This is a genomic window from Archangium gephyra, assembly GCF_049060025.1.
Classification (GTDB): Bacteria; Myxococcota; Myxococcia; order Myxococcales; family Myxococcaceae; genus Archangium; species Archangium gephyra_A.
Genome location: NZ_JBMEQQ010000002.1, coordinates 2,381,506 through 2,408,403, shown reverse-complemented (window position 1 = coordinate 2,408,403; position 26,898 = coordinate 2,381,506). Strand labels below are relative to the sequence as shown.

Annotated in this window: 18 protein-coding genes, 2 tRNA genes and 1 pseudogene; 12 read left to right on the top strand and 9 right to left on the bottom strand. The window is 67.9% G+C overall.

From position 1 onward, the window contains the following. The first annotated feature begins 197 nt into the window (after nt 1–197). On the top strand, nt 198–1,862 hold the full coding sequence (locus ACN28I_RS10355; RefSeq protein WP_420941896.1) for an ArnT family glycosyltransferase: 1,665 nt from the start codon (nt 198–200) through the stop codon (nt 1,860–1,862). A 12-nt stretch (nt 1,863–1,874) separates the two neighbouring features. Here the strand turns inward: ACN28I_RS10355 and ACN28I_RS10350 are convergent, their stop codons facing one another. The 3 genes and pseudogenes from ACN28I_RS10350 to ACN28I_RS10340 all read right to left on the bottom strand — a co-directional run bounded on the left by ACN28I_RS10350 (nt 1,875) and on the right by ACN28I_RS10340 (nt 5,111). Next, a complete protein-coding gene (locus ACN28I_RS10350) occupies nt 1,875–2,612 on the bottom strand; it encodes a carboxylesterase family protein (protein ID WP_420941895.1) in 738 nt (245 codons plus the stop codon). A 151-nt stretch (nt 2,613–2,763) separates the two neighbouring features. Then, nucleotides 2,764–3,459: pseudogene (locus ACN28I_RS10345) on the bottom strand (carboxylesterase family protein); the annotation flags it as partial. Nucleotides 3,460–3,743: 284 nt separating this feature from the next. Continuing rightward, on the bottom strand, nt 3,744–5,111 hold the full coding sequence (locus ACN28I_RS10340) for a glycosyltransferase (RefSeq protein ID WP_420941894.1): 1,368 nt from the start codon (nt 5,109–5,111) through the stop codon (nt 3,744–3,746). A 59-nt stretch (nt 5,112–5,170) separates the two neighbouring features. Between ACN28I_RS10340 and ACN28I_RS10335 the strand changes: the two genes are divergently transcribed. From ACN28I_RS10335 to ACN28I_RS10325, 3 genes are all read left to right on the top strand, one after another. After that, nucleotides 5,171–6,484: a glycosyltransferase gene (locus ACN28I_RS10335; protein WP_420941893.1), complete on the top strand. Its 1,314-nt coding sequence runs from the start codon at nt 5,171–5,173 to the stop codon at nt 6,482–6,484. Nucleotides 6,485–6,613: 129 nt separating this feature from the next. Continuing rightward, entirely contained in the window at nt 6,614–8,530 is a 1,917-nt protein-coding gene (locus ACN28I_RS10330) for a hypothetical protein (RefSeq protein ID WP_420941892.1), read from the top strand. Between the two features lie 97 nt (nt 8,531–8,627). Then, nucleotides 8,628–10,346, top strand: a complete 1,719-nt coding sequence (locus ACN28I_RS10325; protein ID WP_420941891.1) for a serine/threonine-protein kinase — start codon at nt 8,628–8,630, stop codon at nt 10,344–10,346. A gap of 273 nt (nt 10,347–10,619) precedes the next feature. Here the strand turns inward: ACN28I_RS10325 and ACN28I_RS10320 are convergent, their stop codons facing one another. After that, complete coding sequence (locus ACN28I_RS10320) at nt 10,620–10,763, bottom strand: hypothetical protein (protein WP_420941890.1); 144 nt, start codon at nt 10,761–10,763, stop codon at nt 10,620–10,622. 86 nt (nt 10,764–10,849) lie between these two features. On the opposite strand from ACN28I_RS10320, the gene ACN28I_RS10315 reads away from it, so the two are divergent. After that, entirely contained in the window at nt 10,850–11,227 is a 378-nt protein-coding gene (locus tag ACN28I_RS10315) for a hypothetical protein (RefSeq protein ID WP_420941889.1), read from the top strand. A gap of 137 nt (nt 11,228–11,364) precedes the next feature. Beyond that, nucleotides 11,365–12,597: a cytochrome P450 gene (locus ACN28I_RS10310; RefSeq protein ID WP_420941888.1), complete on the top strand. Its 1,233-nt coding sequence runs from the start codon at nt 11,365–11,367 to the stop codon at nt 12,595–12,597. A gap of 57 nt (nt 12,598–12,654) precedes the next feature. On the opposite strand, the gene ACN28I_RS10305 is transcribed toward ACN28I_RS10310, so the two are convergent. After that, on the bottom strand, nt 12,655–13,872 hold the full coding sequence (locus tag ACN28I_RS10305; RefSeq protein WP_420941887.1) for a cytochrome P450: 1,218 nt from the start codon (nt 13,870–13,872) through the stop codon (nt 12,655–12,657). Nucleotides 13,873–13,964: 92 nt separating this feature from the next. On the opposite strand from ACN28I_RS10305, the gene ACN28I_RS10300 reads away from it, so the two are divergent. The 5 genes from ACN28I_RS10300 to ACN28I_RS10280 all read left to right on the top strand — a co-directional run bounded on the left by ACN28I_RS10300 (nt 13,965) and on the right by ACN28I_RS10280 (nt 23,519). Further along, on the top strand, nt 13,965–15,374 hold the full coding sequence (locus ACN28I_RS10300; protein ID WP_420941886.1) for an FAD-dependent oxidoreductase: 1,410 nt from the start codon (nt 13,965–13,967) through the stop codon (nt 15,372–15,374). Between the two features lie 458 nt (nt 15,375–15,832). After that, entirely contained in the window at nt 15,833–20,434 is a 4,602-nt protein-coding gene (locus ACN28I_RS10295; protein ID WP_420941885.1) for a molybdopterin cofactor-binding domain-containing protein, read from the top strand. An 811-nt stretch (nt 20,435–21,245) separates the two neighbouring features. After that, a complete protein-coding gene (locus ACN28I_RS10290; protein ID WP_420941884.1) occupies nt 21,246–21,650 on the top strand; it encodes a hypothetical protein in 405 nt (134 codons plus the stop codon). A 677-nt stretch (nt 21,651–22,327) separates the two neighbouring features. Further along, nucleotides 22,328–22,648 (top strand): helix-turn-helix transcriptional regulator, encoded by a 321-nt coding sequence (locus tag ACN28I_RS10285; RefSeq protein WP_420941883.1) that lies wholly within the window; start codon nt 22,328–22,330, stop codon nt 22,646–22,648. Nucleotides 22,649–22,667: 19 nt separating this feature from the next. Beyond that, the gene (locus tag ACN28I_RS10280; RefSeq protein WP_420941882.1) at nt 22,668–23,519 is read left to right on the top strand and encodes a hypothetical protein; all 852 of its coding nucleotides are present in this window, start codon (nt 22,668–22,670) and stop codon (nt 23,517–23,519) included. Nucleotides 23,520–23,594: 75 nt separating this feature from the next. Here ACN28I_RS10280 and ACN28I_RS10275 read toward each other — a convergent pair whose 3' ends face one another. From ACN28I_RS10275 to ACN28I_RS10260, 4 genes are all read right to left on the bottom strand, one after another. Then, nucleotides 23,595–25,103 (bottom strand): IS1182 family transposase, encoded by a 1,509-nt coding sequence (locus ACN28I_RS10275; RefSeq protein ID WP_420948615.1) that lies wholly within the window; start codon nt 25,101–25,103, stop codon nt 23,595–23,597. Nucleotides 25,104–25,167: 64 nt separating this feature from the next. Next, a complete protein-coding gene (locus tag ACN28I_RS10270; protein WP_420941881.1) occupies nt 25,168–25,431 on the bottom strand; it encodes a hypothetical protein in 264 nt (87 codons plus the stop codon). A 358-nt stretch (nt 25,432–25,789) separates the two neighbouring features. After that, a tRNA-Glu gene (locus ACN28I_RS10265) sits at nt 25,790–25,862 on the bottom strand. Nucleotides 25,863–25,867: 5 nt separating this feature from the next. Further along, a tRNA-Lys gene (locus ACN28I_RS10260) sits at nt 25,868–25,940 on the bottom strand. Nucleotides 25,941–26,118: 178 nt separating this feature from the next. Between ACN28I_RS10260 and greB the strand changes: the two genes are divergently transcribed. Then, nucleotides 26,119–26,691: a transcription elongation factor GreB gene (gene greB, locus ACN28I_RS10255; RefSeq protein ID WP_420941880.1), complete on the top strand. Its 573-nt coding sequence runs from the start codon at nt 26,119–26,121 to the stop codon at nt 26,689–26,691. The last annotated feature ends 207 nt before the right edge of the window (nt 26,692–26,898 follow it).

Genomic DNA, 26,898 nt, shown 5'->3' with positions numbered 1-26,898 from the left:
CGAGGGCCCGGGAACGGGCCGCGTGTTGGACATTCCTATACGGCACTGCTCTGACACGAGCGCGGGGCTTTCCGCTGCCCCCTTGCCCGGCCAGACGCTGACGCAGATACCGCGCGGGCCTGACACGCCACTTGCCGCTCAGGCGGTGGGGGGGTATCACCCGCGAGGCTCCGGCCCCACCCCGAGACCCACCTCCGATGAAAATCAGGCCCCTGCACTTCTTCATCTTCTGGCTGGTGCTGAATCTCGTGCAGGCCGCGTTCACGGAGCTGACCAGCGACGAGGCCTACTACTGGTTCTACTCGCGGTCGCTGGAGTGGGGCTATTACGACCATCCCCCCTTCATCGCGTTGATGGTGCGGCTCGGCTACGCGCTCTTTCCCAACGAGTTGGGCGTGCGGCTGGTGAATGTGATTCTGAATGCCCTGAGCGTGCTGCTGCTGTTCAAGCTGGTGCCCCGGGGGGAGCCGAGGCGGGACACCCTCATGTACCTGATGGTGCTGTCCCTGCCGCTGCTGAACTACCTGGCGTTCATCATCTTCCCGGACGGGCCGCTCCTCTTCTTCTTCGTGCTGTTCCTCATTGGCTACAAGCGGTTCCTGGATAGGGAGGATCTGCCCGCGGTGCTGCTGCTGGGGTGCTCCACGGCCTTGATGCTGTACTCGAAGTACCATGGCGTCCTGGTGGTGGGCTTCACGGTCCTCTCCCATTGGAGGCTCCTGCGCTCCCCGAGGTTCTGGCTGTCGATGGTGCTGGCCCTGGTCCTGTTCCTGCCGCACCTGGCGTGGCAGTACGCGCACCAGTTTCCGACCTTCCAGTTCCACCTGAAGGGCCGCACCACCGCCTTCACCACCCGGTACCTGCTCGAGTACGTCAGCCAGCAGCTTCCGGCGATCGGCCCTGGACTGCTCTTCATCCCGTTCGTCTACAGGACCCGGGATCGTTTCGAGCGGGCCCTGCAGCTCATCTGCCTTGGCACCTTCGGCTTCTTCCTCTTCACGGCCATGAAGGCGTTCGTCCACTTCCACTGGACGTCCATTGCCCTCTTCCCGCTCCTGCTGCTCGCCTCGAGGTTCTATGAGGACGAGAAGCGGAAGAAGCTCTTTCAATTCCTGGTGCTGCCGCTGGCCTTCGCCGTGGTGGTGCTCCGGTTGTATTTGATGTTCCGCATCTTCCCGGTGAACCACATCAACGTGGACTACTACCATGGCCGGGAGCTGTGGGCGGAAGACATCGAGAAGGTGGCCGGAGACAGGCCGGTGCTCTTCGGTGACAACTTCCGCGAGTCCTCTCTCTATGCGTTCTACTCGGGGCACACGGGCGTGGCGCTGCAGAGCGGAGAGCGCCGCCGGTCACAGTACGAGCTGTGGAATCAAGAGGACGTCCTGCAGGGGAGGGACGTGGTCCTCATCCAGGATCGTCCCTTCGCCGGAAGCACGGAGCTGCGGACGCGCATGGACAAGACAGTCCATTACCTCCTCGCGCCCGGGTTCTCGTCGTATTTCAACATCCCGGTGGAGGTGGCGTTTCCTCCCGCCGTGAAGAGCGGAGACTCCGTGGCGGTGGCCGTCACGGTCTCCAATCCGAGGAACACGGCGCTCCGCTTCGAACGAGCGGGGTTTCCGCGGGCGCCCGCGCTGTTCTACGTCATCCGGAAGGACGGCCAGGAGGTTCATCGCGGAACGCTGGAGGTGTTTCCAGAAGACGCCGTCATCCCGCCGGGCGGCCAACGGGAATTCACCGCCTCCCTCCCGCTGCCAGCGCTGGAGGAAGGGGCCCATACCGTGGCGTTTGGCATCCGGTATGAGCCCCTGTTGGACGCCTACAACTCCAAGGCCTACGAGTTCCGCGTGGGCCGGTAGGCGACGCCCCGACTACTTCGTGAGGATGCCCTGCCAGAGCAGCCGCTCCTCGCGCCTCGGATCATTCTCCACCCGGGACGTGAGGTTGAAGAGCAGGGTGGGGCGCTGCTCGGTGGTGTAGGCCGGCCACGTGGGAATGCCGGGGTGATTCGGGTTGCCGGTGCGCGCGAAGGCGATCCACGCCGTGCTCATCTGCTCGGACAGCTTGAAGCGCTCGGGGTCCTTTCCCGTGAGGCTGGGAACCAGGTCGGCGTTGTCGAACACGAAGGGCAGCTCGAGCGCGTGGGTGGACTTGAGCTTGCCGTCGAGGACCGGCGTCTCCCAGGTGAACAGGTACACGTAGACGGGGGCGGCCGCCTGGGCCACCTTGCGGTCGGCGGCCAGCAGGGACGGCGCCCGGAACATGTCGCTGGCCGCGGTGACGATCACGTCCCTCGCCGAGGCGTCCGGCATCCGGCCGCGATAGTGCTCGAAGACCTGGTCCTTCGCATCGCCCGCCAGCCGGCCCAGGCCCATGCGCGCCATGCCGTCGGTGAGCACCCCCATCTTCCCGTAGAGGAACAGCGTCATCTCGTCCTTGTTGGTGCCGATCATCAGGGGCACGTCCGCCGAGACGGCGGGGGCCGCGGGGTCGAACGGATGGTCGGGCAGGACCTGTCCATCCGCCACGGGCGTGAAGGGCGAGTTGAAGGAGAAGGTCCCCCGGTCCTTCTTCATGACGGGCCCCTGGGCCTCGAGCACCTTGTCCACGGGGAGGTTCCGCAGCGCCTCGAAGTCCCCCTCCTCGAGTCCGAGGCTCGGCCATCAGCTCGCGGCCCAGGGCGGCCGCCTGCTCCGGCTGCATTCCGCGCACGAGGGCCCCGCTCTGGCTGATGGCCTTGTGGAACAGCCCCTTCGCCGCGGGCATGGCGAGCAGGATCGTCACCTTCATGCCTCCGCCCGACTCGCCGAAGATGGTGACGTTGCCCGGGTCCCCGCCGAAGGAGGCGATGTTGTCGCGCACCCACTGGAGCGCCGCGATGATGTCGAGCATGCCGGCATTGGCCACCGGCGCGTTGGCTCCGCCGCCCGTGTACAGGAAGCCCAGCGCCCCGAGCCGGTGGTTGAGCGTGACCACCACGACGTCCCCGCGCCGGGCGAGTGCACTCCCGTCATAGAGTCCGGCCGAGCCGGAGCCTTCCACGAAGCCGCCGCCGTGCAGCCAGACCATGACGGGCCGCTTCCCGCCATCCCCCACGCCGGGAGTCCAGATGTTGAGGGCCAGGCAGTCCTCGCTCGTGACGCGGGTATCGGGCGTGACGAGCGTCGCCACGACCTCGGGCGCGACCGCCCCGCCGATGGCACTGCGCTGGGCGCAGCGCGGGCTCCACTCGAGCGCATCACGAACGCCGCTCCACGGCTCGGGCCGCACCGGCGGCATGAAGCGGTTCTTGCCCGACGTGGACGCGCCGTACGGAATCCCCTTGAAGACGCGGAGGCCCTCCGAGAGGGTTCCGCGCACCTGGCCGCTCGCGGTGTCCGCGATGACCGGACCTTCGTTCTTCAGCTCGCGGCCCTTGTTCTCGGTCGCGAACTGCTTGTGGGCACAGCCACTCATCAGGACGAGCGCGAGCAGGCCGATGAGCATGGACGGACGGCGGACGGCGAGGTTGCTTCCAGATGACATCGATCGTTCCTCCTGGCGGGCTGCCATACCAGAAGCTCCGGGCCAGGAGGCGCTCGTCCGTGTGCGGTGTCGGCTACCCCCGCCCTCCAGGCCAGGAGGGGTAAGTCCTGTCAGGGAGGGAGGTTCCGGCCGCGATGGGGAGCAACTGGTCCGATTGTTGGACCAGTCGGCACGCCGTGCGACCGGAAGGCGCCCCGTAACCTACTTCCACTGGCTCAGGCGGAGACGGCCCGCTGGGGCCGGGCAGTGGCGATCGCCGGGCCGTTCGCGATGAGGCGCTCGACCACTTCCGCGCTCCCCGTCGAGGCGTCCGCGGCGAGGAAGATCTCCTGCATTGCGCGCACCCGGGTGCGGTAGCTCGGATCTCCCGCCACCTTCTCGAGCATCGAGGAGATGGACTCCGGCGTTGGCTGGCGGAGGTTCCCCATCAACCCCAGCCCATGGTGGACGATCCGCGCGCCGTTCCCGGGCTGATCGAAGGCCATGGGGAACACGATCATCGGCACCCCGAGGCAGAGGCACTCCTTCACACTGTTGAGACCCCCGTGGGTGATCATCACCGAGGCCCGCCGCAGCGCCGCGAGCTGGGGTGCCGTCTCCACCACCGTGGCATTGGGGGGAATCTGGAAGTCCACCACGTTCAGGCTCTTGCCCATCACCATCAACAGCCGCCACTCCGGCTTGCGTGCCACCGCGTCCAGCACGGCCTGGAAGAAGGGGCGGTATTGGATCGCCCGGTGCCCCTGGCTCCCCAGGGAGCAGTAGATGAGCGGCTGGCTGTCCTGCTCCACCTCCGGTGGCAGCGGCGGCTCCGCGCGATCCAGATCGACGCCCGGTCCGATGTAGTGGAGGTTGTCCATCGAGTCCCGGCGGAAGTCGAACTCGGCGCAGCAGGTGATCAGCGTCGGGATGTCCACGTACGGCCCGAATTGCAGGTGCGAGCGGAAGTGACAGAGCTTCCCCAGCTCGGGTTCACGCCGGGTCAGCTCCTTGATCCGCAGCACCGTGCTCCTGGCCTGCCCGGACCTTGCTTTATGGACGATCCTGGCCCAGAGCGGGTTCCAGCCCGCTCGCACCTTGAACCGGGACCACCAGCCGTTCGGCGGCGGTTCCGGGCTCCACAAGGGCGCAATGGCCGTATCCGCTCGCAGGGGCAGGGTGGTGCTGAGGGCGGCCGCGGGGATGCCCAGCCGGAGCGCGGGAATCGCGGCCAGCGGATCCGTGCTGTCGACGATCACCAGGTCGGCGCGGGTCTCCCGGAGCCGCGCCTCGAAACCCGAGCCGAAGAGCACCTCCGCGAGATAGGTGTTCATCCTCCGCTCGATGTCCAGCCACACGTTCCGCCTCTCCGCCCCGGGCCCGAGCGAGCCCAGCTTCTCATCCGTCGCGGCGCGCAGGCCCACCGGAAACAGGTCCCCGAACACCGGGGTGAAGCTCCAGCCCTGGGCGCGGACGTACTCCTCGATGTCCGGCTGCGCCAGGTAGTGGATGTCATGGCCCCGGGCGCGGAGCAGCCTCGCCAACTTGAAGGTTCCGTTGACGTGACCGACCTGGGGGAAGGGAAAGAAGGCGATGCGAGCCATTCCCTGGAGGATAGCAGCCTCGGCTTCAGCTCGGAGGGCGTTTGCCCTACTGTCCGTGCATGGCCCGCATCGCCTTCCTGCCGCTGGCCGAGAGCGGCCACATCAACGCCACCTTCAAACTCGCGAGGCAGCTTCGGGCGCATGGGCACGAGGTCCGTTATCTGGCCCTCCCCGATGTGGAGTCCCACATCCGTTCCCAGGGCTGGGACTTCATCCCCCTCTTCGAGCACCTGTTCCCGAAGGGGTTCGTGGACGGGGTCCAGACGCTCCTCGTGTCGGACGCGCCCCGGCGGGAGAAACGCGCGGCCGCGCTCGAGCTGCGGCGCCGGATGGCCGCTCAGGGCTCCGAGGTGCTCTTCAACGCGGACTTCGAGGCGCGGTTGCGTGAGAACGAGCTGCTGCTCGTCGACAGCACGTACACGCAGCCGGCCCTCACGGCGCGCAGGGTGGGCATCCCCACCGCCATCCTCAGCACGACCTTGCCGCTGAGACAGGACCTGGCCATTCCCGCCATGTTCTTCCGGAGCATCCCCACCGGGAGCTGGTGGTCCCGGTTCAAGATCCGGGCGTTCTGGAACTTCTTCAACGGCGGCATCGCGCTCTTCGGGGGCTCGCCCGTCCAGAAGCAACTCCGGGAGTTTTCACGGCAATACCCCGAGCTGGATGGGCTGTACGACTTCCGCACCCACCTCCAGTTCGGTCCGAGCGTGAAGCTCCCGACCCTCATCGCCTGTTGCGCCGAGCTCGACTTCCCACGGACCTCGACGGAAGACCTGCATTACATCGGGCCGTGTGTCGATCTGGAGCGCCAGGAGCCGCCCCTGCCGCCCGAGGTGGAGCAGGACGGCCGGCCGCTGCTGTATTGCTCGCTGGGAAGCCACGGGACCCGGGCGGTGGTGCATCGCGCCTTCTTCCAGGCCCTCCTCGATGTCATGGCCCGGAAGCCGGAGTGGCGGCTGTTGCTGGCCGTGGGCAGGAACGTCGACATCGCCAGCCTCCGGGTTCCTCCCAATGCCACGGTGGTGGCGTCCGCTCCCCAGCTCGCGGCACTGCGGCGCGCCTCGGTGATGATCACCCACGGGGGCCTCAACAGCGTGAAGGAGTGCCTCTGCTTCGGCGTGCCGATGATCGTGTTCCCCACCGGCCTGGATCAGCCCGGCAACGGCGCGCGGATCGTCCACCATGGACTGGGCCTCATGGGTGACCTGCGCGAGGCAACGCCAGAGACGATCGCCTCGATGATCGATCAGGTGTCGAAGGAGCCCGGCTACCGGTCCCGCGCCCGCGCCATGCGGGACGTGTTCCTCGCGGCCAACGAATCGGACCGGGCCGTGTTGGAACTCGAACGTCTGTTGGGAACGGCACGGCCCTGAGCCACCACCATGGTCCCCATGGGCGCCTCGCGCTATGGTCCCGCCCTGGATCATCCACAGGGACTCGGAGTGACAACGAACACGCGCACGTGGCGCTGGGGGCCTTTGCTGGCCTTGACCGTGGGGGCCTTGTCGTCCCTGCACTGCATCGACCTTCCCAGGAAGTCCTTCGTCTGCTCGACGGACGAGGACTGCACGGGCCTGCGCGGCCCCGGAGGCGAGCAGTACGTCTGCGTGAGCGAGGGCTTCTGCGATGTGCCCGGGCAACCCGATGCCGGAGACACGCAGGACGCGGGCACCGATGCGAACTCGGACGCGGGCGCTGATGCGGGGACCGATGCGGGGACCGATGCGGGCTCGGATGGCGGCTGCACCCAGCCCTCGGCGCTGCCCACCTGCTCCACCTCCAACTGGTGCTGGGACAACCCGCTCTCCGAAGGCCGTACGCTGTTCACCGTCCGCGGCAGGTCCGAGACGGACGTGTGGGCCGTGGGCGAGAGGGGCATCGCGCTGCACTGGGATGGCACCTGCTGGGCCCGCCTCCCGCCTGGCAACACCCAGGCACTGCGCGCCGCCTGGCCCGCCGCGGGGAAGACGTGGTGGATCGCCGGAGCGGGGGGCGCCCTGCACCGGTGGGACGGCTCGGCCTGGACGTCCCAGATGCTCGCCGAGTCGTTGACGATCTACGACATCGAGGGATCCTCGGACACGTCCGCGATCGCCGTGGGCCAGGGCGGCGCCATCTATTCCTTCAATGGCTCGCAGTGGAGCGCGCAGTCCTGGGACGCCGGCACCAGCCCCGCGCCGGATCTCCTGGCCGTGTGGCCCGTCTCGAACACCGAGGCCTGGGCGGTGGGCAGGGGCTCCGCCCTCGTGCATGGTGTGGATGGGGGCTGGGTCACCGTCAACAGGTCGGGGCCCGTGGACCTGACGGCCATCGCCGGCGGGGTGGATGCCGGTACGGCCCACGCCGTGGGCAGGGGGACGCTCGCGACCTATTCCAATGGATCGTGGTCGAATGCCACCTCCCCGACGTCCTCCCAGCTCAATGGCGTGTGGACCAGCGGGGGCGCCACGCGGCTCGTCGGGCCCGGCTCGACCATCTACGTGCTGGGCAAGGCCGCCGAGCCCAGTGGCACGCCCCAGGTGTTGAACTCGATCTGGGGCAATGACGCGGCGCTCTGGGCCGTCGGGGCCTCGGGCACCATGGTGCGGCGGGGGGCCACCCAGTGGTCGGAGATCCCCGGCGGGGTGACGCGCACCATCAACACCTTCTGGGGCGCTGACACGCAAGGCCTCTGGGCGGCCGGAGACAGCGACCTGCTCATGCGCCGCCAGGACGACCTCTGGTCGCCCGTGGCGCCTCCGGAGGCGGGCTCCTTCACGTCCCTCTTTGGGAGTGGGGACCTGCTGTTCGCGGCGGAAGACAGCAAGGTCCACCTGCTCCAGGGCGGCCGATGGACGAGCAGCAATCTCCCGAACACCGTGAACGGCCTCTGGGGGACGGGGGCGGCACCGGTGTGGGCGGTGGGCAACGGCGGCCTCATCCGGCGCCGCGATGATGCCGGTGTCTGGAACCCCGAAGGGAACTTCCTCGTCATTGGGGGCACCCCACTGAACGCCGTCTGGGGCTCCTCCGCCACGGATGTGTGGGCGGTGGGCAACGGCGGGGCGGTCTTCCGCCGGGACAGCACGGAGAGTTGGGCCAGGCTGAGGCCGCCCACGTCGGTCGATCTCCTCGCCGTGTGGGGCTCGGGTCCACGCGATGTGTGGGTGGTGGGCCTCAATGGTGCCGCCTACCACTACGATGGGAGTGGCTGGACCTCGTTCTCCACGGGGGTGACCCAGACCCTGCGTTCCATCACCGGGCGGAGCAGTGACAGCGTGTGGGCCGTGGGTGACAACGGCACCATCACCTTCTGGAACGGGACGAGCTGGGCGCCGCAGGTGAGCGGGGTCAACGAGAACCTCCGGGCGGTGTGGGTGACGCCGGGCAACGTCTGGGTGGGCGGAGTCAACGGCACCGTCCTCCGGCTGCAACCGTAAAAGGGGGAGGGCCCGGACCAGGCGGGCAGACGGGCAGGGGAGCCCATGTCTCCGCCGCCAGCGGGTGGGTTCTCTGGTAAGGTCCCGGCCTGTTTCGATGGCCCCGCCCCCCCTCCCAGAATGTCCCACCTGTGGCCTGAGCCTTCCCGAGGGCACCGCGACGTGCCCCCATGACGGCACGGTGCTCGGTGGGGAGGCCGCCACCCGGCGCACGCAGCTGAAGCCCCAGCCGGGCCCCGAGGGCGCCGCGCCCGGAGCCGTGGTGGCGAGCCACGCGCCCACGCGGCCGGCCCTCCGCAATGGCACGGCCATCGAGGCCGCCCCGGTGCCCGCTCCCCTGAGCGATCCGCTCATCGGGATGCAGCTCGGCGAGTACGTCATCCAGGAGCAGATCGGCCTGGGCGGCATGGGCATCGTCTACCGGGGCGAGCAGCCGGTGATTGGCAAGCAGGTGGCCATCAAGGTCCTGCGGCCCGAGGTGGGTGATCAGGCCCTGTACGTCGAGCGCCTGCTGGCCGAGGCCCGCGCGGTCAACGCCATCCGCCACCGGGGCATCATCGACATCTTCAGCTTCGACCAGATGCCGGATGGCCGGCAGTACTTCGTCATGGAGTACCTGGAGGGCACTCCGCTCGACACCTGGCTCAGCCGCAAGGGGCCCCTGTCGGTGCAGGAGGCCATCCGGCTCGCCGACGAGCTGCTGGACGCGCTCTCCGCCGCGCACCGGGCGGGCGTCATCCACCGCGATCTCAAGCCGAGCAACATCTTCCTGGTGCGGCAGCCCGGCGGCGGCTCCTACGTGAAGGTGCTGGACTTCGGACTGGCCAAGCACATCTCGAGCGGCCAGGCGCGCCCGCAGCAGACCCTGCACGGGCTCATCATCGGCACGCCGGAGTACATGGCGCCCGAGCAGGTGCGCGGAGATCCGGTGAGCGCCCGGACGGACCTGTACTCGTTCGGAATCATCCTCTTCCAGTTGCTGACCGGGCAGCTTCCTTTCCAGGCGCGGGTCCCCGCGGAGTACCTGGTCCACCACCTGGAGCACACGCCGCCCTCGCCGCTCGAGCTGCGGCCGGACCTGCCCCCCGCGCTCGCGCAACTCGTGCTGAAGCTGCTGGAGAAGGTCCCGGAGGCTCGCCCCACCGCGGACGAGGTGCGTGCCTCGCTCCAGGAGATCGCGGACATGCTCCCGCTGCCGCTGCCGAATGGGGCGCGCGCCTCGCGGGAGATGCGGAGCCTCGCGATGCCTGGCTCGGAGCCGGTACCCGCCGCCCCCGTGCCGCAAGCGCCGCCGCCCGTGAGCACCGGCTCGCCCGTCACCCCGCCGCGGTTCCGCACCTGGGTGACGGTGGGAGTGGCCGCCGGGGTGCTCCTGCTCGCCTCGGGCATGGCGGTGTTGTGGAGGCGCGCACCGGCCCCGGCGCCGGTGGCCGCCCCTGTCGCCGTTCCCGCGGCCCCGGCGATGCCGCCTCCCGTGGCCCCGGCCCCGGTGCTGCCCGCCGTGGCCGAGACCCCGGCCGTGGCCGAGCCGGTGACCGAGCCCGCTCCCGGGCCCGTGGAGGTCGTGCAGGGCGTGGCGCCCCGCGCGAGCGAGCCGTCCAAGGTGAACACCGAGCGCAAGCCGCCCCTGCTCACGCGCATCGAGCGCCTGGAGCGGAAGCTGCGTGCGAGCTCGCTGTCCCAGGACGAGAAGGAGAGCGCACGCCGCCTGCTGCGGAAGGCGCGAGTGCGGGCGGAGAGCGCGTCGACGGCCAGCGAGCGCAGGCAGGTGAAGCTCAACCTGGACATCTGGGAGCGCCAGTACCTGGGCAATTGACGATCGCCCCGAGGCCCGGCGTGTGCCAGCATGCGCGCCCATGTTCTCCCTGGTGTTGGCGTTGCTCGTCGCGCAGACCCCCGTCCCCGCGGACGGGGCCGACGCGCGAGGGATGGTGGTGATGGTCTCCCGCAGCGAGGGGCTCACGCCCATCGAGTCCGTCACCCTGGCGGATCGGCTCTCGAGGGCCCTGGCGGAGGCGAAGCTGCCGGTGGCGATGGATCCGGGCCAGGTGCTCTCCCGGCTCGGTGAGCAGCGCACCCCGGAGTCCTGTCAGGGCAAGCCCGAGTGTTTCGCGAAGCTGGGACGCGACCTCGGGGTGGCGGGGGTGGTGACCATCGACTCGAGCAAGGTCTTCGACGACCTGCCCATGCGCATCACCTTGTTGGAGACGCGCGAGGGCCGGGTCCTCTTCAAGAAGAGCTACACCGCGTCGGCCCTGCGGCCCACGGAGCTGGACTCGGCCTTCGAGATGGCCAGCCAGGAGGCTCTCGAAAAGCCTCATGGAGAGCGAGGACGCCTCCATCGCGAACGCGCTGCGGCCGTCGGATGCGCCCCGGGCGCCGAACCTGTCTCCGTCTCTGCCTTCCAGCATGGACGCGTTCATCCAGCCCGCGCGGCTGCCCGTGACGGTGACGCGGATCGGAGCCGGGGCCGCCGCCGTGACGGCCGTCACCTTCCTGGTGCTGGGGTTGATCCAGAACTCGCGGCTGCAGGAGGAGAAGGCCCCGGGAGTTTCCGCCTGGACCTACGCGGAGGCACAGCGGATGCGCAGCAGTGCCAATACCCGGTTCACGCTCTCGGGCATCTTCGCCGGGGTCTCGGGCGCGCTGCTCGTCACGAGCTTCGTGTTGCCGTCGGAGCCCTCGCCGGCGAAGTAGGGCAGGGGAGTGCCTGTGAGGCACACCCTACGGGCTCGGCGGGTGCGCGAAGCGCCTGACTGGCCGAGTCCGTTGAAGTGTCGGCCCTGGCCTCCTATACCCCGGTACCTTCCAACACCGAGAGGACGCCAGACACGATGACCCCCACCGGAGAATCCGCAGTCCCCAACCTGCTCAGCCCCGAGAACCTGCTCGAACCGTGGGCCCTCTACCGGGACCTCCGGGAGTCGGATCCGGTCCACTGGTCGGAGGCGATCCAGTCCTGGATCATCACCCGCCACGAGGACGTGGCCGCGTGCTTTCGGGATCCGCGGCTGAGCGCCGATCGCACCCAGCTCTTCGTCATGCACCAGCTCGGTGAGGGCGGCATGGAGCTGGTCAAGGACTACGTGCGCGTCACCAGCCAGGCGATGAACATGCGCGATGGGGCCGAGCATGCACGCCCGCGCCGACAGGCCAACCAGGCCTTCACCTCGCAGGCGCTCGACAACTGGCGGCCCACCATCGCCCGCATCGTCGACTCGCTGCTGGACCGCGTCCAGGCCCAGGGCCGCATGGACCTGGCGGTGGACCTGTCCGAGCCGATGTCCTCCCTGGTGATGACCGAGCTGTTCGGCATCCCCGCCGGGGATAGGGAGCGCTTCCTGAAGTGGGCGGCCGACATCGTCACCTTCTTCGGCGCCTCGGCCGGAGACGTGCGGGCCAGCGCCATCGCCGCCAACGAGGCCACGGCCAACATCACCCGCTACCTGAGCGAGGTCCTCCAGAGCCGCCGGCAGGCCCCGGGCAGCGATCTGCTCAGCATGATGCTGCACTTCCACGAGGAAGGCCGCATGACAGAGGAGGAGATGGTCGCCAACGCCGTCGTCATCTTCAACGCCGGGCAGGTCTCCACCATCGATCAGCTCAGCAACGGCGTGTACGAGCTGCTGACGCACCCGGAGCAGTTCCAGCGGCTGCTGGAGAATCCCGCGCTCGTGAAGCCCGCCGTGGAGGAGATGCTGCGCTACGTCCCCGCGACGCCCTTCATCCACCGCATCGTGACGGAGGACTTCGAGCTGCGGGGCCGCAAGCTGCGCCGTGGGCAATTGGTGTTCCTGGGCATGGCCGCCGCCAATCGCGACCCGGCGGTGTTCTCCAACCCGGACAGCTTCGACGTCTCCCGTGAGCCCAACAAGCACATGACCTTCGCCTTCGGCGCGCACCTGTGCATTGGCGCCGGGCTGGCCCGCCGCGAGCTGGAGGCCGCCCTGCAGGCCCTGCTGCGCCGCATGCCCGGACTGCGGCTCGACCCGGAGCGGCCCGCCCGCCCCCGGTGCACCAGCCTCGTCCTCCGAGGCTTCGAGTCCATGCCCGTCCGCTGGGACTGAGCCACGGCCATCGGCGGCGCCAGGCACTCGGCGCCGTCGGCGGCTGGTCCAGACACTTCACGGAGTTTTCTGGCCGCCAGCGCCCTCGCGCAGGCGCACGGGCAGCGAGGACAGGCCCCGCACCATCATGGATGGGCTCCACTCCTCCGGAGCATCGCCCCTCTCCACGCTCCCGAAACGCGCCAGCAGGGCCTCCAGCCCCAGCCGTGCCTCCAGCCGCGCGAGCTGCGCCCCGAGGCAGAAGTGGATGCCATGTCCGAAGGACAGGTTCTGGGTCCCCGGCGGGTCCATGTCGAAGCGATCCCCCTGGGGGAATTGGGCCTCGTCATGGTTCACGGAGCCCAGCAGCACCGCCACCAGGGCTCCCTTCGGCAGCCGGGCCCCTCCCAGCTCCACCTCCTGTGTCGTCTGGCGGATCGTCAGGTGGATGGGCGGCTCGTAGCGCAGCACCTCCTCGATGAACGCGGGGATGCGCGAGGGCTCCGCGCGCAGCCGCGCCAGCACTCCGGGCTCCTCGATGAACACCCGCGCCGCCTGCGCCAGCAGGTGCATCGTCGTCTCCAGGCCTCCCGACAGCAGCAGGACCAGGAAGCCCACCAGCTCCTCCTCCGTCAGCCGCTCGCCCTCCACCTGGGCCCGCAGCAGGTCGCTCACCATGTCCTCGCGCGGCTGGCGGCGCCGGTCCTCCAGCACCTCCTTCATGTGGTGCTCCATCTCATCCAGGGACTGGCGCACGCGCGTCTGCATCGCGACGTCATCCGGCGGTACGGCGCTCACGGACACCAGGTCGTTGGACCAGCGCTTGAACCGCGAGTGGAGCGAGGGGTCCAGCCCCAGCAGCTCGCCGATGACACTCGCGGGCAGCGGGAGGGCGAAGGCGCTGACGAAGTCCACCCCTCCGTCCGCGGGCAGGGCCTTCACCAGGGAGGTGGCGAAGTCACGGATGCGAGGCTCCAGCCGGTTGAGCGCCGAGGCGTTGAAGGCCCGGCTGACGAGCGCGCGCAGCCGCCCGTGCTGCGGCGGATCCATGAAGAGGATGGAGTTGACGGAGGGGTTGCCGCGCCCCAGCCAAGGGGGGGTCATCAACGCGGCCATGCCCGCGGAGAAGAAGAGCTGGGGATTCTTCAGCACCGTCAACGCATCGGCGTAGCGAGACACGGCCCACATGCCGGCCGGCTCCACCTGGCTCACCGGGGCCGTGCGCCGCAGCTCGGCGAAGAAGGGGTAGGGGTTGGCTCGGACCTCGGGCGACAGCAGGTTGAGACGTGCGCTCATCGGGACATCCTCGCGGGTTGGGGCGGCCGGGAAGCATGCTCCGGGCGCGGCATCACCGTATAGTCCGAGGGGAAACAGGACCCGAGGAGCCCATGAGCACCCAAGAATCCGCGTCTTCCCCTCCCGCCGGCAGGCACGCCATCGTCTGTGGCGGCAGCATGGCCGGGTTGATCGCCGGGGGCCTGCTGGCCCGCCACTTCGAGCGCGTCACGCTGGTGGAGCGCGATCGCATCGAGGAGGGACCGCGGCAGCGCAAGGGCGTGCCTCAGGCGCAGCACCTCCACGGCCTGCTCACGCGGGGGATGGACATCCTCTGTGACATCTACCCCGGCTTCCGCGAGGATCTGAAGGCCGCCGGAGCCAGGTTCCTGGACATGTCCGCGGAGCACGCCTGGCATATGGCGGGCCTCTGGCGTCCGCGGCTCCACTCCGGCGTCCAATTCCACGCGCAGAGCCGGCCGTTGCTGGAGTGGACGGTGCGCAAGCGCCTGCTGGCCCTGCCGAACGTGCGCGTGGTGGATGGCCGTGAGGTGACGGGGTTCCAGGTGAGCCCGGACAAGGCCCGTGTCACCGGGATCCAGCTCCGGGCCCCGGGTGGCGGACAGGAGGAGACACTCGAGGGCGAGTTGGTGGTGGATGCCACCGGCCGCGGCTCGCGCACGTCCCAGTGGCTGGAGGCACTGGGCTACCCCCGCGTGGAGGAGACGCGCATCCACGTGGACCTGGGCTACGCCAGCCGCATCTGCCGGCCGCCGCCAGGGTTCGAGCCGGGGTGGCGGCTGATGAGCATCTTCCCCAACATGCCCCAGGAGCGCCGGTTCGGCGCCATCGAGCAGATTGAAGGGGGCCAGTGGCTCGTCCTGCTGGGGGGCTGGCATGGCGAGCATCCACCGATGGATGACGCCGGGTACCTCGAGTTCGCCCGGAGCCTGCGCCAGCCCCACCTCTACCAGTGCCTCCAGAAGGCCGAGCCCCTGGGGCCCATCAGCGTCTACCGCTTCCCTCACAACCAGCGGCGCCACTTCGAGCGGATGGGGCGTTTCCCAGAGGGCCTGGCCGTGGTGGGGGATGCGTCCTGCTCGTTCAATCCCCTCTATGGCCAGGGCATCACCACCGCCGCGCTCCAGGTGGAGGTGTTGGGCGCGTGCCTGCGTCAGGGGGTGGAGGGAGTCGCGCAGCGCTACCGCCGCCAGGCGGGAAGGGCCCTCGAGGTCCCCTGGCTCCTCGCGACGAGCGGAGACCTCCGCTTCCCCGAGGCGGAGGGCCCGCGCCCGCCGGGCCTGGGTCTGCTGAACTGGTACAGCGAGAGGTTCCAGCGGCTCGCGGGCCATGACGAGGAGGCCCTGCGGACGTTCGTGAGGGTGATGCACATGCTGGAGTCGCCCGCGGCCATGTTTTCTCCGCGCTTCATGCTGAAGGTGCTCACCGCCCGGCCCGACGCCGCCGCGCTGAGCCGGGTGCCGGAGTGTCCCACGTCCGGCTCCAGCTCCCAGGCGGCCTGAAAACACCGAGGCCGGAAACCCCTGATTGCTCAGCGGCTTCCGGCCTCGGCTTTTGTGTCCCCGACGGGATTGAGCGCTTCAAGAAGGTTCCCATCTGCGCGGTGGCCCTGCGCTCCCCGGAGCAGTTCTAACGCGGTGTCCCATGGTTGGGGATCCGATGCACCGCGGGGCGGCAGGCGGTCGCGGGCGGGCCGGTCGTCCTCGTCCGGGGCCTCTGGATCGGCGCCCGCGTCGAGAAGCAGCCTCATCATTGGGATGTCCAGCCGCGATGCCGCAAGCCCGAGAGCAGTGTATCCGGCCTGCCCCCGCGACAATGACCACCTGATGGGCGGTGATGGCCGCCTGAATGCACCCTGGCTGAGGGCGGGGCGCCATCGGCTGGGGGCTACGCGGCGTTTACCTGTTTGCCCTGTCAACAGAACGGCATTAGTTTCGCTGTTTCGCGAACAGGGGAGCTCATGTCCAAGCAGGTCTCGTTCTTCCTCAACGGCAGTGCCGTCACGATCGAGGATCCTTCCCCCGACCTGCTGTTGATCGACTACCTCCGCTCTCCCGAGGTGGCGCTCGCGGGACCGAAGAAGCCCTGCGGCCAGGGCGGCTGTGGCGGCTGCACCGTCATCCTCTCGGGCTGGAACGAGAAGAAGGGCCGCGCCGAGCATCGTGCCATCAACTCCTGCCTGCGCCCGGTGCTGGCGCTGGAGGGCCTGGTGGTGACGACGGTGGAGGGCACCGGCGCCGCGCGGCGTCCGAACCCGGCGTACCTCACCCACTCCGCCACGCACTTCCGGACCTCCGCGCTGCCGCAGTCGGCGCTGCCACCTCCGCCCGCGCTGGTGGAAGCGCAGCAGGCGGCCAACGCCAAGCGCCTCGAGGTCATCAAGAAGGTCAACAAAGCCAGGAAGTCCCCCCTGACGGCGAAGCTCCGCGACGAGGTGCCGGAGCATCCCTCGGAGTTTTCGCACGAGGGCATGAACCCCGTGGCCCACCGGCTGGCCATGAACAACGGCACGCAGTGCGGCTACTGCACCGTGGGCTTCGTGATGAACATGTCCGAGTTCATCGTCAACAACCCCAAGGCCACCAAGCGCGAGATCGAGGACATCTTCAACGGCAACCTCTGCCGGTGCACGGGCTACCGCTCCATCCTCACCGGCATGAAGACCTTCGCCTCGAACTGGACGGCGGAGGACGAAGAGAACCGGATGAAGTGCCTGGGAGACGACTCCGTCAGCTCCCAGCTCCCCGCCGCGAACGTGGTGATTCCGTTCCCCACCGAGGCCCGGGCGCCCGCCAGCGGCGTCTCGCTGGACGCCGGCTCGCGCCGCTGGGTCACCCCGAGGAGCCTGGCCGAGCTGGCCCAGCTCATGCGCCAGCATCAGGGGGAGAAGGTCCGCCTCGTCCACGCCAACACCTCCTACGGCATCTACAAGGAGGAGTACCTGGCGGCGAAGCTCTTCCTCGACATCCGCTTCATCCCGGAGCTGAGCGCGCCTCCCAAGGCGACGGACACCGGGCTGAGGGTCGGCGCGGGCATCACCTACAGCGAGCTCATCCGCGTCCTGGAGAGCACGATGCTCGACCGGGGCGAGGCGAAGACTCAGAAGAACGGGGAGACGGTCTACTCGGATACGACGAGGCTCGGAGCCACCCGCTTCATGGCGCGGCGGACCGCCGGCCGCATCGTGCGCAACGCGGCGACGCTGGGCGGCAACTCCATGCTGGTGCTCCATCACATCGCCGCGGGCACCGGCGAGCCGTTCCCGTCGGATGTCTTCTCGGTCCTGGCCGCCATCGACGCCGAGGTCGAGTACCTCGACACGCGACAGGGTGAAGGCGCCCAGCCCCAGCGCCGCACCGTCCAGGCGCTGGTGGAGCAGGTGGCCGCCACGCCCGCGCTGGCCGGCTCGCTCGTGCTGCTCGCCTACCACGTGCCTTTCGGCAAGCGCGGGGAGCTCGTGCTCGCGCAGAAGGTGGCGCTGCGCGACGTGAACGCGCATAGCATCATCAACGGCACCAGCCGGCTGCGGCTGTCGCGCGCGCTGGGGGTGGAAGAGGTGGTGCTGGTGTTCGGCGGCATCGCGCCCTACCCGTGGCGCGCCCGGAAGACGGAGCAGGCGATGCGCGGCAAGCCCCTGTCGCTGGCCACCGTCCCGGCCCTCGCCAAGACGCTGGCCGCCGAGGTGGGCGCCGAGCTGGCACGCCAGGCCCCGCGCCTGAAGGGCCTGCCCTCCGAGGGCTTCACGAACGAGTACCGCGTGCAGCTCGCCACGGCCTTCTTCTACAAGGCGGTGGTGAACGCCCTGGACGAGCGCGGCGCTCCCGTCCCTCCCGCCATCCGCTCGGCCGGGGAAATCACCTGGGGCCACTGGCCGATCAGCGACGGCACCCAGGAGTACGCCATCCAGGGCTTCAAGGCCCCCGTCTCGCAGCCCTACATCAAGAGCACCGCGATGGAGCAGGCCTCCGGGCAGCTCCACTACACCCACGAGCTGCCGGTCCCTCCGAAGACCCTCAATGCCTCCTTCGTGCAGAGCCGGCGGGCGCTCGCCACCTTCCGCTTCGTCACCCCCGGCGGTGACACGAAGGGAGATGAGCTCAACGCGCTGCGTGAGCACCTCTCGAGCCGCTTCGACGGCTTCGTGGATCTCATCACCTCGGACATCTTCAAGAACGGGCAGATCAACAAGCAGGGCATGGGCGCCGACCAGCCCCTCTTCGCCGAGGAGCAGGTCGACTACGTGGGCCAGGCGCTCGCCCTGGTGCTCGCGGAGACGGAGCAGCTGGCCGAGCGCATCGCGCAATACGTCACCGACACGTGCGTGGCCTACGCCCCGGTGAAGCCGCCGCCGGGCGGGCCGTCCTGGTGGGCGCAGCCCGTGTTGAGCCTGGAGGACGCCATCCGCCTGGGGAGCATCTACCCGGACTGGCCCACCCAGGCCGCCTTCGTGTCACACGTCTGGAAGGTGACCCGCAACGGCAGCCGGTTCGGCTGGGTCACCCCCAAGGACAAGCCGGAGCAGCAGGTGGACCGGACGATCGTCAACCGGCGGGCGGCGCTGGACGGCGTTCCCTGTCAGGTCATCGAGAGCACGCAGACGTGCGGTGGCCAGGTGCACTTCTACATGGAGCCGCAGGCGGCCATCGCCGAGCCCCTCGACGGCCGGCGCATGCTCATCCGCCCCTCCACGCAGAGCCCCATGGAGATGCACCAGACCACCGCCATGACGCTGGGCACGCGCTACAACAGCATCGACGTGCAGGTGCCTCCGGTGGGCGGCGGCTTCGGGGGCAAGACGGAGCAGACCCGCTTCGTGGTGGGAGCGGCGGCCATCGCCGCGCACGCCACCAGGCGTCCGGTGCGCCTGGTGCTCTCGCGCGAGCAGGACACGGCGATGATCGGCAAGCGCCACGCGTACTTCGCGCAGTATCAGATCGCCATCGACCGGGGCGAGGTGAACCCGGACGACAAGGGGCTCATCCGCGGCCTGCTCAACAAGATGTGGGGGGATGGCGGCGCGTTCTACGACTGCTCGTTCATCGTCTCCAACTGCATCCAGGCGCGCTCGGACAACGCCTACCGCATTCCCAACTTCGAGTCCCAAATCGACGTGTGCCGCACCAACACCGCGCCGAGCACCGCGTTCCGGGCCTTCGGGGACATCCAGGGCAAGCTGATGCTGGAGAACGCCGTGGACGACGCGGCCTTCTCCATCGGCATGCTGCCGGAGCTGGTGCGGGAGAAGAACCTCTACGAGCGCGGGGACGTGACGCCCTTCGGCCAGGCGCTCTCGTACTGCTACATCCGGCAGGTCTGGTCCTACCTGAAGGACAAGTGCGGCTACGAGGCGAAGCGCCGCTCGGTGGACGAGTTCAACGCGGCCAACCGCTGGCGCAAGCGCGGGCTGGCGATGATGCCCGTCAAATACGGCTCGGGCTACAACCTGGTGATGCTGGAGCAGGCGACCGCGGTCGTCTCGGTGTTCCAGGGTGATGGCAGCATCGTCATCCACCAGGGCGGCGTGGAGATGGGCCAGGGCCTGCTCACGCAGGTGCGGCAGATCGCCGCCTACGTGCTCAACGTCCCCATGGACATCATCCAGGTGGAGGCGCCCAAGACGCTCGTCACCCCCAACCCCTCGAGCACCGGCGCATCGACGGGAACGGCCTACAACGGCGAGGCCGTCAAGCGCACCTGCCAGGAGCTCACCTCGCGCCTGCGCGACTTCGCCTACGAGTTGCAGAAGGAGAACGGCGACGCGTGGTGCACGGCCCAGGGCATCGACTTCTGGAACCACGGCTCGGCGGGGTGGAACACCGCGGTGACGATCAACGGGCAGACCAAGCTCATCTGGCAGTACCTGGTGGCGCTGGCCTACCAGTACCGGGTGAGCCTGGTGGCCACCTTCACCGCGCCCATCCGCGGCGGCGAGACGCCGGTCCCGGTGCTCACCTACAAGCCGCATGAGCAGCAGCCCGTGCTGCCCGGCTACACGTCCGACCCCAGGGCCCAGGGCGGCGCGTTCGACTCGTTCGTGGGCTTCACCTACTCGGCCGCGTGCTCGGTGGTGGAGGTGGACATCCTCACGGGCGAGGTGAAGGTGCTCAGCTCGGACCTCGTCTACGACATCGGCTGGAGCCTCAACCCGGCCATCGACGTGGGGCAGGTGGAGGGCGCCTTCGTCCAGGGCATCGGCTACGTGCTGTCCGAGAAGCTGGCGTTCGAGACCGAGGGCGAGGAGGCCGGCCGCCTCAACTCGCTCAACACCTGGCGCTACAAGCCGCCCGCGGTCACCAGCATCCCGCTGGCGCTCAACGTGTACCTCTTCCCGCGCGACCTGGCGGGTGTTCCGGAGAGCCCCACCGACGGCATCTTCTCCTCGAAGGAGATTGGCGAGCCGCCGCTGGTGCTGGCCACCACCGTGTTCCTCGCGGTGAAGGCCGCCATCCGGGCCTCGCGCCTGGAGCGCAAGCTCAGCGGCCTCTTCCGGTTCGATGCCCCGGCCACCGTCCAAGAGGTGCGCAGGGCCTGTGAAGTGAGCCTGAACGAGCTCAAGCCGTAAGCACTCCACCCGCTGGAGCCGCCTCGGGGCCTGAAAACACCGAGGCCGGAAACCCCTGATCCCACCTTATTCACCAGGGCGAATCTCGAATCACGTCTGGGGCCGGATTTCCGACCTCCGAGGCTCTTCGTGGGGCCACCAGCCACCTTACCCATCGAGGTTACCTCCCTGGTGTGGAGGCCCCGAGAGGGGGTCAGTTTTAGTGTCGCGAGGGGGTCAATTTTGCTGTCGCTCTACACGGAGTGTCCCACGACCGGCTCCAGCTCTCAGGCGGCCTGAAAACACCGAGGCCGGAAACCCCTGATTGCTGTTACCGAGCACGCTGGATGAGGGAAAAGCGGGCCAGAATGAGCGCGCTGGGTGATGGAGAAGGCTCCAGCGGGCAGGGGAAGCCCATCACCGAGACTGGAAAGGCGAGGCACGTTGGCTGATGGGATGGCCACGAGCCCGTGGGTTGGGCGAGCCGCTCCCGTCCTGGCCGGTCCGTGTCAACGACCAGGAGCAGGAGTAGAGCGGTTGCCCGAGGAGAGCGGAGCTGCATGGCGGATGAGCAGGGGGAGACGTGCGGTGGACAGAGCCACCCATCCCTGGGCTCCGCGACAAGACGAACATAGAGCAGAAGCCAGCAACCGGGGGGAGTCCGCCCATGAGCGGGCGGAGCGAGGTGTCGCTGCCCAGCGCCGATGCGGCCCGTCCACGCACGTGTCCGAAGTGCGGCCAGCCAGCCTACGAGAGGGGAGAGGTGTGGATACACTGGCATGGAGTGGTGCAGCGGCAGCAGAGAGGGCCCGTGGCCCCAGGCGGGGTGGGAGTGAAGAGGGAGGTGGAGTGCCGCCGCTACCGCTGCAAGGCGTGTACGGCCGTACTGACGGTGCTGCCGGAGGCCGCGCTGGCCCGCAAGCACTTCTCGGGAGCGGCGATGGCGCTGGCGTTGGCACTCTGGGGCTTGTGTGGCTGGAGCGCGGCCCAGGTACGAGCCCTGGTGGGGGGGCGGATGCAGGCAGGTGGCTCATCGCGAGGCTGGCGGACGCTGGCGCGCTGGGCCCGGCAGGTAGCGGACGGGACGCTCTGGGCGTCGCTGGATTCGCGGGCCCAGGGTGAACCCAGGAAGCTGGCGGCACGTGTCGCACAGGCCTTGTGCGGCCTGGCACCGCCCTGGGCACGGGCCGCCGGGTTGCCCCACCAGGCGTTCGCCGGGGCCAGCCATGTGAGGTGATGGGCATCCGCGCTCCGGCGCAGGCGCCGAACGCCCACCGGGTTGGGGGGAGCCGGCCTGCATACGGTGCCCGAATCCGGCCTGCCTCCGCACGCCCACGCCCCTGGCTGCGCGTCGGACAACAAGGCTGGACGGGACGGGTGTGCCCCTCCGCTGGGTGCGCTACCGCGCGCATCCGGGACAGCTTACTTCGATGGCCTGGACGGGCTGCGCGAGCGCAGCCCGGCTCCTTTCGCCGCGGCTCCAGACAGCGTCCTCACGGAGCGGTGGGCCGACCGCGTCCGGTTGCTACCAGCCGACGGGCCCCGTAGGGCGAACCACCTGACCTCCAGCGTAGTCCTTGGGCCCAAAGGCCCGCTGATCACGATGGCCGATCCCGGTGATCACGATGGGCCGATCTCGCTGATCACGATGCTCCGATCCTGGTGATCACGATGGGCCGACGCGCGCACGCGAGGAGGATCTCCGCGCCCCTCATGGCGGCCCCAATGGTGGATAGCTCCAGGTCCAGGCTGATCGCCCTAGGTTCCCGGCTCCTGCTCTCGATCCCTTCGGTCATGTAGGCCGTCCTTTCGTGGGTAAGGGCCTACTTCCATGGTAGCTCATGAGCTACGTAGTTCAAGAACTACATGGGTCATGTAGCTTATGAACTGTGTAGCTCATGAGCAGCCCCGGGTATGCCCGCCCCCGTGCCGACACCAGGGAAAACGACCAAAACGCCCAAGAAGCGCGGCCGGTCAGAGGTCTGGACGCGAGGCCCTACGGCCCATGCCATCAAGCGGGAGCTGCGGCGCCTTGGGCAACGGCTCCGGGAGCTTCGGTTGGAGCGAGGACTCACTCAGGAGCAGGCCGCCGAAGCCATTGGGGTTCACCCCAAGCACATGATCAAGATGGAGCAGGGGGCCGCTAACCTCACAGTTGCCACCTTGGTAGCTGCATCCGTGGCCTACAAGGTGCCGTTACGCGAGCTTTTCCCTGACAACGATGTAGGGCCCTGACAGAAGGTTGATCTTTAATATGAAGAAAAAGGTTCGAAGCCCATCGAGAGCAAGCCGTAATCCAGCAAGGATAAGTGTCGAACTGACTAAATCCGCTCCATCCAGAACCCTTGCCGATTTCCAACAGTACCTACAGACCAACCTTGAGAAGCAAAGCATCGACACCATGCTTCTCATTATTGGTCTGTGCAAGTTCGGCTCTGAAATTGAAGAGTTTGGCTTGAGTACGAGCGATGGCATCACGCTCTTTGCGTTGGCAGCAGCCCAGCAGTCGGCTCTTGCAATACATAATGGGGAGTACCCCGCGATCAAACCCGGTGCCGATATACACGCCAACATTCCACTCGCCCGATACGTGGCACAGCAAGCAGAGGGAATACACTCCGACGAATATCTTTCCGCTGCTCAAAATACCGCGAAAAAGGCAGAAACCATAAAGCTCAACCTGATAAACACAATATGCGAGAACGCTATTTTTCAGGGAGACATCACACACAAGCTGGCAAACACCCTGATACTTCTTGGGTTGTCGGGGTTCAAAGGGCTCCAGACAGACTCGCAACAAGTAGAGAATTTGTTCAGCCAAGTCACAGGAATTGGAGCCAGGGATTACCTGCGGATTCTACTGGGAATGTACGCACTCTCCCTGCATGGCGATCTCGCAATCAATGTTGAAAAATTCATAAAAAACGCAAAGGACAAGACTACATTACGAACAGATGTGCTCAAAGTTGCCGCAGCGAGCAGTCGAAAAATCAATGAGGCTCGGGCGAACTGGATTCCAGAGCCGTCTCGAGCCTACACAGGAAAAGCTCAAGGCTCTGCTTATTTTGCTAGGAGCGTGTCGGCGAATCGACCAGAGGTACGGTAGCGCGTAGAGGGAGCCATATGGCGCCCCAGGTGCAGAGGCCGTGGAGCCGCGACCGCCGTGCGGCGACCTGCTGCGCTACGCCGCCTGCGCGGCCAGGCTGGGCAGTTCCCACCCCAGCTTCCACAACTTCTTGAGGTTGTGGACGGCACACGCCAGCGAGAATTCCCCTTGCACCTTGGTGAGGCCGCGCAGCGAGAAGCGTGGCAGGACTGTGTTCTTCACCTGCCCGATGACAGGCTCGGCTGTCACCTTGCGCCGCGCGTATGCCTTGCGCCCCCGCTTCGTCAAAACCTTGCGCTTCATGCGCTCCTTGAAGCTCAAGCCAGCCGGCGGGCGCCCTCGCGGGGCAGGCGGTGCCTCCTCCCCATGCTTGCTGCGCCCGGTGGCGATGAAGCACTCCACGCCCTTGTCCTCTACCTTCTCAATGTCCTCCTTGCACAGGTAGCCCGTGTCCGCGCTCAGCTCCTTGGGCGTCAATCCCGTGTTGGCCTCCACCTGCTCCACCATGGGCAACAGCTGGCGTGCATCGCTGGCGCTCTGCCCCACCTCCTGCGCCACTATCAATTGCGTGTCCGCGTCCGCCGCCACCTGTGCGTTGTAGGACTGCTGGAAGGCACCTGCCCGAGGCATGATTCTCGAGTCCGGGTCGGTGAAATTGCGCTGCGCCTTGTCCGAGGGCCTGGCCTTCTCGGGGTCGTCTCCCTTGGCTTCGGCCTTCTCCCTGGCCTCCTTCTCCAAGTCCTCCTTGGCCTTTTGAATCTTCTCCCGCCGCTTCTCCTTCTCCACCGCCAGCGTAAGCTTCTTCTCCGCCTCCAGCTGGCGTGCAGCCTCCCGCAGTCGCTCGGCGCGCTTCTTCGGGTCCTTCAAGTCCTCGGGCAGCTCATCCCCGCGCTGCCCCTTGCCGTAGCGCTTGTCCTCCTCGGCATCCAGCGCCGCGGCCTCCGAAAGCAGCCTGTCAATCTGCTCGTCCAGCTTCTTCATGGACTCCTCCATGCGTCCGTAGCTCATGGCCTTGTGCTTGCTGGCGTTGGCCTTCCATTTCGAGCCGTCCACCGCCAGGTGCCCCAGCTTCTTGAGCCCCGAGCCGCGCGCCAGCCTCAGCGTGTCCACGAAGAGCGCTCGGAAGGCTTCCAGGTGCCTCACCCGGAAGGTGCACACCGTGTCGTGGTCCGGCCTCTCTCCTCCCGTCAGGTAGCGGAAGGCGATGTCCGTCTCGCACCGCCGCTCAATCTCCCGGCTGCTCGTAATGCCTCGCGCGTACGCATACATGAGCAGCAGCGTCATCATCACCGGGTGGTAGGGCGGCTGGCCTCGCTCCTGGGTGTACGCCTTCAGGATGGGGCTGAAGTCCAGCGCCTTGCGCACCTCAACGAAGAAGCACGCCAGGTGCCCCTCTCCCAGCACCTCCCGCGCGTACTGCGGCAGCAACTGCCCCTGCTCCGGTGTCCACTCCCGGAATGGCCTCGGCGAGTCGTAGCGGGCGGCGCTTCCGCTTGCTCCTCCCGCTCCGGCTTGTCGCTGGCGGCTACTTCCAACAGGGCGGCCTGCTCTGGCTTCTTCATCGAGGGGGTGCTCACCCTCCACCTTCAACCAGAACTCGCCTCTCCTCTGAAGGACCACCTGGGGCGTCACCCCTCTGGCCCACCCTCTACGGTGGGATACTCCGACAAGCTCCTAGCTTCGAGAACTTCAGTTCCTTGGGAGCCTTCATGCCCTCGGCAGCAAGCAAGAGCCGGATACGGCTGTCCAGTTCGCGCTCAAGCGATTCATCCGCAACAATGTAAGAGGCGATGAAGAACGGTTGGTCGGAGTTCAAGAGGTCGAGCCCCGTTGGGCCAACCTCATCCGAGTAGATCCGAACCTCGGTTGCATCGGGGGCTATCTGCGTGGAGAGGGCAGCATTCTCGGTCATAGCCAGGTGGACTCCCCTGAACAGGCACGACGTTGATACATCCTCTCCTAGATTTCCGCTCGCCGGGTCCGCAGTAGGCGAGCCTGGACTTTGGCCACAGTCCTCTCGCACCACGAGGATGTCGTCGACGGATGGGGGCCCTGTTGCGGAGCGTGGCTCTGCGCGCTGCGAGCCATCTATGCAGCGCCCAGCGCAAGGGCACGTGTCAAGCGTGGCCGCGCCGTGCGCTGGGGCGCGCGGTATCGGGGAGGGGAGGGCGTCGGTTTGGCGCCAACTTGGCGCCACGGTGGTGCGCACAGCCGCACTCGTCTGCACGGCTGTGCGCACCTAAGTCCGCGAAACTACTGCTTACTACGAGTGTCCCCGACGGGATTCGAACCCGTGTTACCGGCTTGAAAGGCCAGCGTCCTGGGCCTCTAGACGACGGGGACCTCTGTGAGTCGCGGGGGGCTCGAACCCCCGACCCTCGGCTTAAAAGGCCGGTGCTCTACCAGCTGAGCTAGCGACTCGCACTATTCTTTTTTGTGCTGCCGCCGGATTTCGCGACCTCCGGCCTCCGGCGCTCTCTACCAGCACTCGTTCCCGACTTCTACTGGCGATCGTTCCCCCCGTCACCTGACAGCCACCCTTCAACGGCTCGCCCTCGCGTCTCCTTCCAGCCCCCGGAGGCGCTATACAACGGGGGCCATGTCCCGAGACGTCCGGAATTCCGAGGAAGCCCCCGAGGAGAACGACGCGCTGCAACTGGAGGGTGGGGAGGAAGAGGAGGAAGAAAAGTCCTCCTCCGGCCACCGGCGCTACCTCACCCGCTCTGGGGCCGAGCGCATGCACAAGGAGCTGCTGCGCCTGCTCAACGAGGAGCGTCCCAAGGTCACCGCCGAGGTGTCCGCCGCCGCCGCCCAGGGCGATCGCTCGGAGAACGCCGAGTACATCTACGGCAAGAAGCGCCTGCGGGAGATCGACCGGCGCATCCGCTTCCTCCAGAAGCGCCTGGACACCGCCACCATCGTCACCCCCTCCGAGCAGCCGGACACCTCCCGCGTCTACTTCGGCGCCACCGTGACGCTCGAGGACGAGGACGAGGCCCGGGTCACCTACCAGATCGTCGGCTCGGACGAGATCGACACCGCCGGCGGCCGCATCAGCGTGGAGTCCCCCATCGCTCGCGCCCTGCTGCGCAAGAAGGCCGGCGACACCGTCGAGGTGATCCGCCCCCGTGGGGAAATCGAATACACCATCGTGCAGATCCGCTACCTGTAGGCCTGTTCGCCCGAGGACATCCGGATGCTCCAGGGGGCGGACGGAGCGGGCGTCCAGTGATCCGGGGATCCATGAGCGCGGAGGGAACCACCTCGTTAGCGTGTGCGTTACACCCGAGGTAGTGCCCAAATGGCCGTAGCAGCTTCCCGCGTGGGAGACCCAGCCTAATATTCGGTTGGCAGTCAGTCAGTCAGGCGCAGAAGCGGT

Excerpts from the sequence above, each read along its gene's own strand:
- ACN28I_RS10355 (WP_420941896.1), top strand. The coding sequence starts at position 198 with ATGAAAATCAGGCCCCTGCACTTCTTCATCTTCTGGCTGGTGCTGAAT.
- ACN28I_RS10340 (WP_420941894.1), bottom strand. The coding sequence starts at position 5,111 with ATGGCTCGCATCGCCTTCTTTCCCTTCCCCCAGGTCGGTCACGTCAAC.
- ACN28I_RS10335 (WP_420941893.1), top strand. The coding sequence starts at position 5,171 with ATGGCCCGCATCGCCTTCCTGCCGCTGGCCGAGAGCGGCCACATCAAC.
- ACN28I_RS10325 (WP_420941891.1), top strand. The coding sequence starts at position 8,628 with ATGGCCCCGCCCCCCCTCCCAGAATGTCCCACCTGTGGCCTGAGCCTT.
- ACN28I_RS10315 (WP_420941889.1), top strand. The coding sequence starts at position 10,850 with ATGGAGAGCGAGGACGCCTCCATCGCGAACGCGCTGCGGCCGTCGGAT.
- ACN28I_RS10310 (WP_420941888.1), top strand. The coding sequence starts at position 11,365 with ATGACCCCCACCGGAGAATCCGCAGTCCCCAACCTGCTCAGCCCCGAG.
- ACN28I_RS10305 (WP_420941887.1), bottom strand. The coding sequence starts at position 13,872 with ATGAGCGCACGTCTCAACCTGCTGTCGCCCGAGGTCCGAGCCAACCCC.
- ACN28I_RS10300 (WP_420941886.1), top strand. The coding sequence starts at position 13,965 with ATGAGCACCCAAGAATCCGCGTCTTCCCCTCCCGCCGGCAGGCACGCC.
- ACN28I_RS10295 (WP_420941885.1), top strand. The coding sequence starts at position 15,833 with ATGTCCAAGCAGGTCTCGTTCTTCCTCAACGGCAGTGCCGTCACGATC.
- ACN28I_RS10285 (WP_420941883.1), top strand. The coding sequence starts at position 22,328 with ATGCCCGCCCCCGTGCCGACACCAGGGAAAACGACCAAAACGCCCAAG.
- ACN28I_RS10280 (WP_420941882.1), top strand. The coding sequence starts at position 22,668 with ATGAAGAAAAAGGTTCGAAGCCCATCGAGAGCAAGCCGTAATCCAGCA.
- ACN28I_RS10270 (WP_420941881.1), bottom strand. The coding sequence starts at position 25,431 with ATGACCGAGAATGCTGCCCTCTCCACGCAGATAGCCCCCGATGCAACC.
- greB (WP_420941880.1), top strand. The coding sequence starts at position 26,119 with ATGTCCCGAGACGTCCGGAATTCCGAGGAAGCCCCCGAGGAGAACGAC.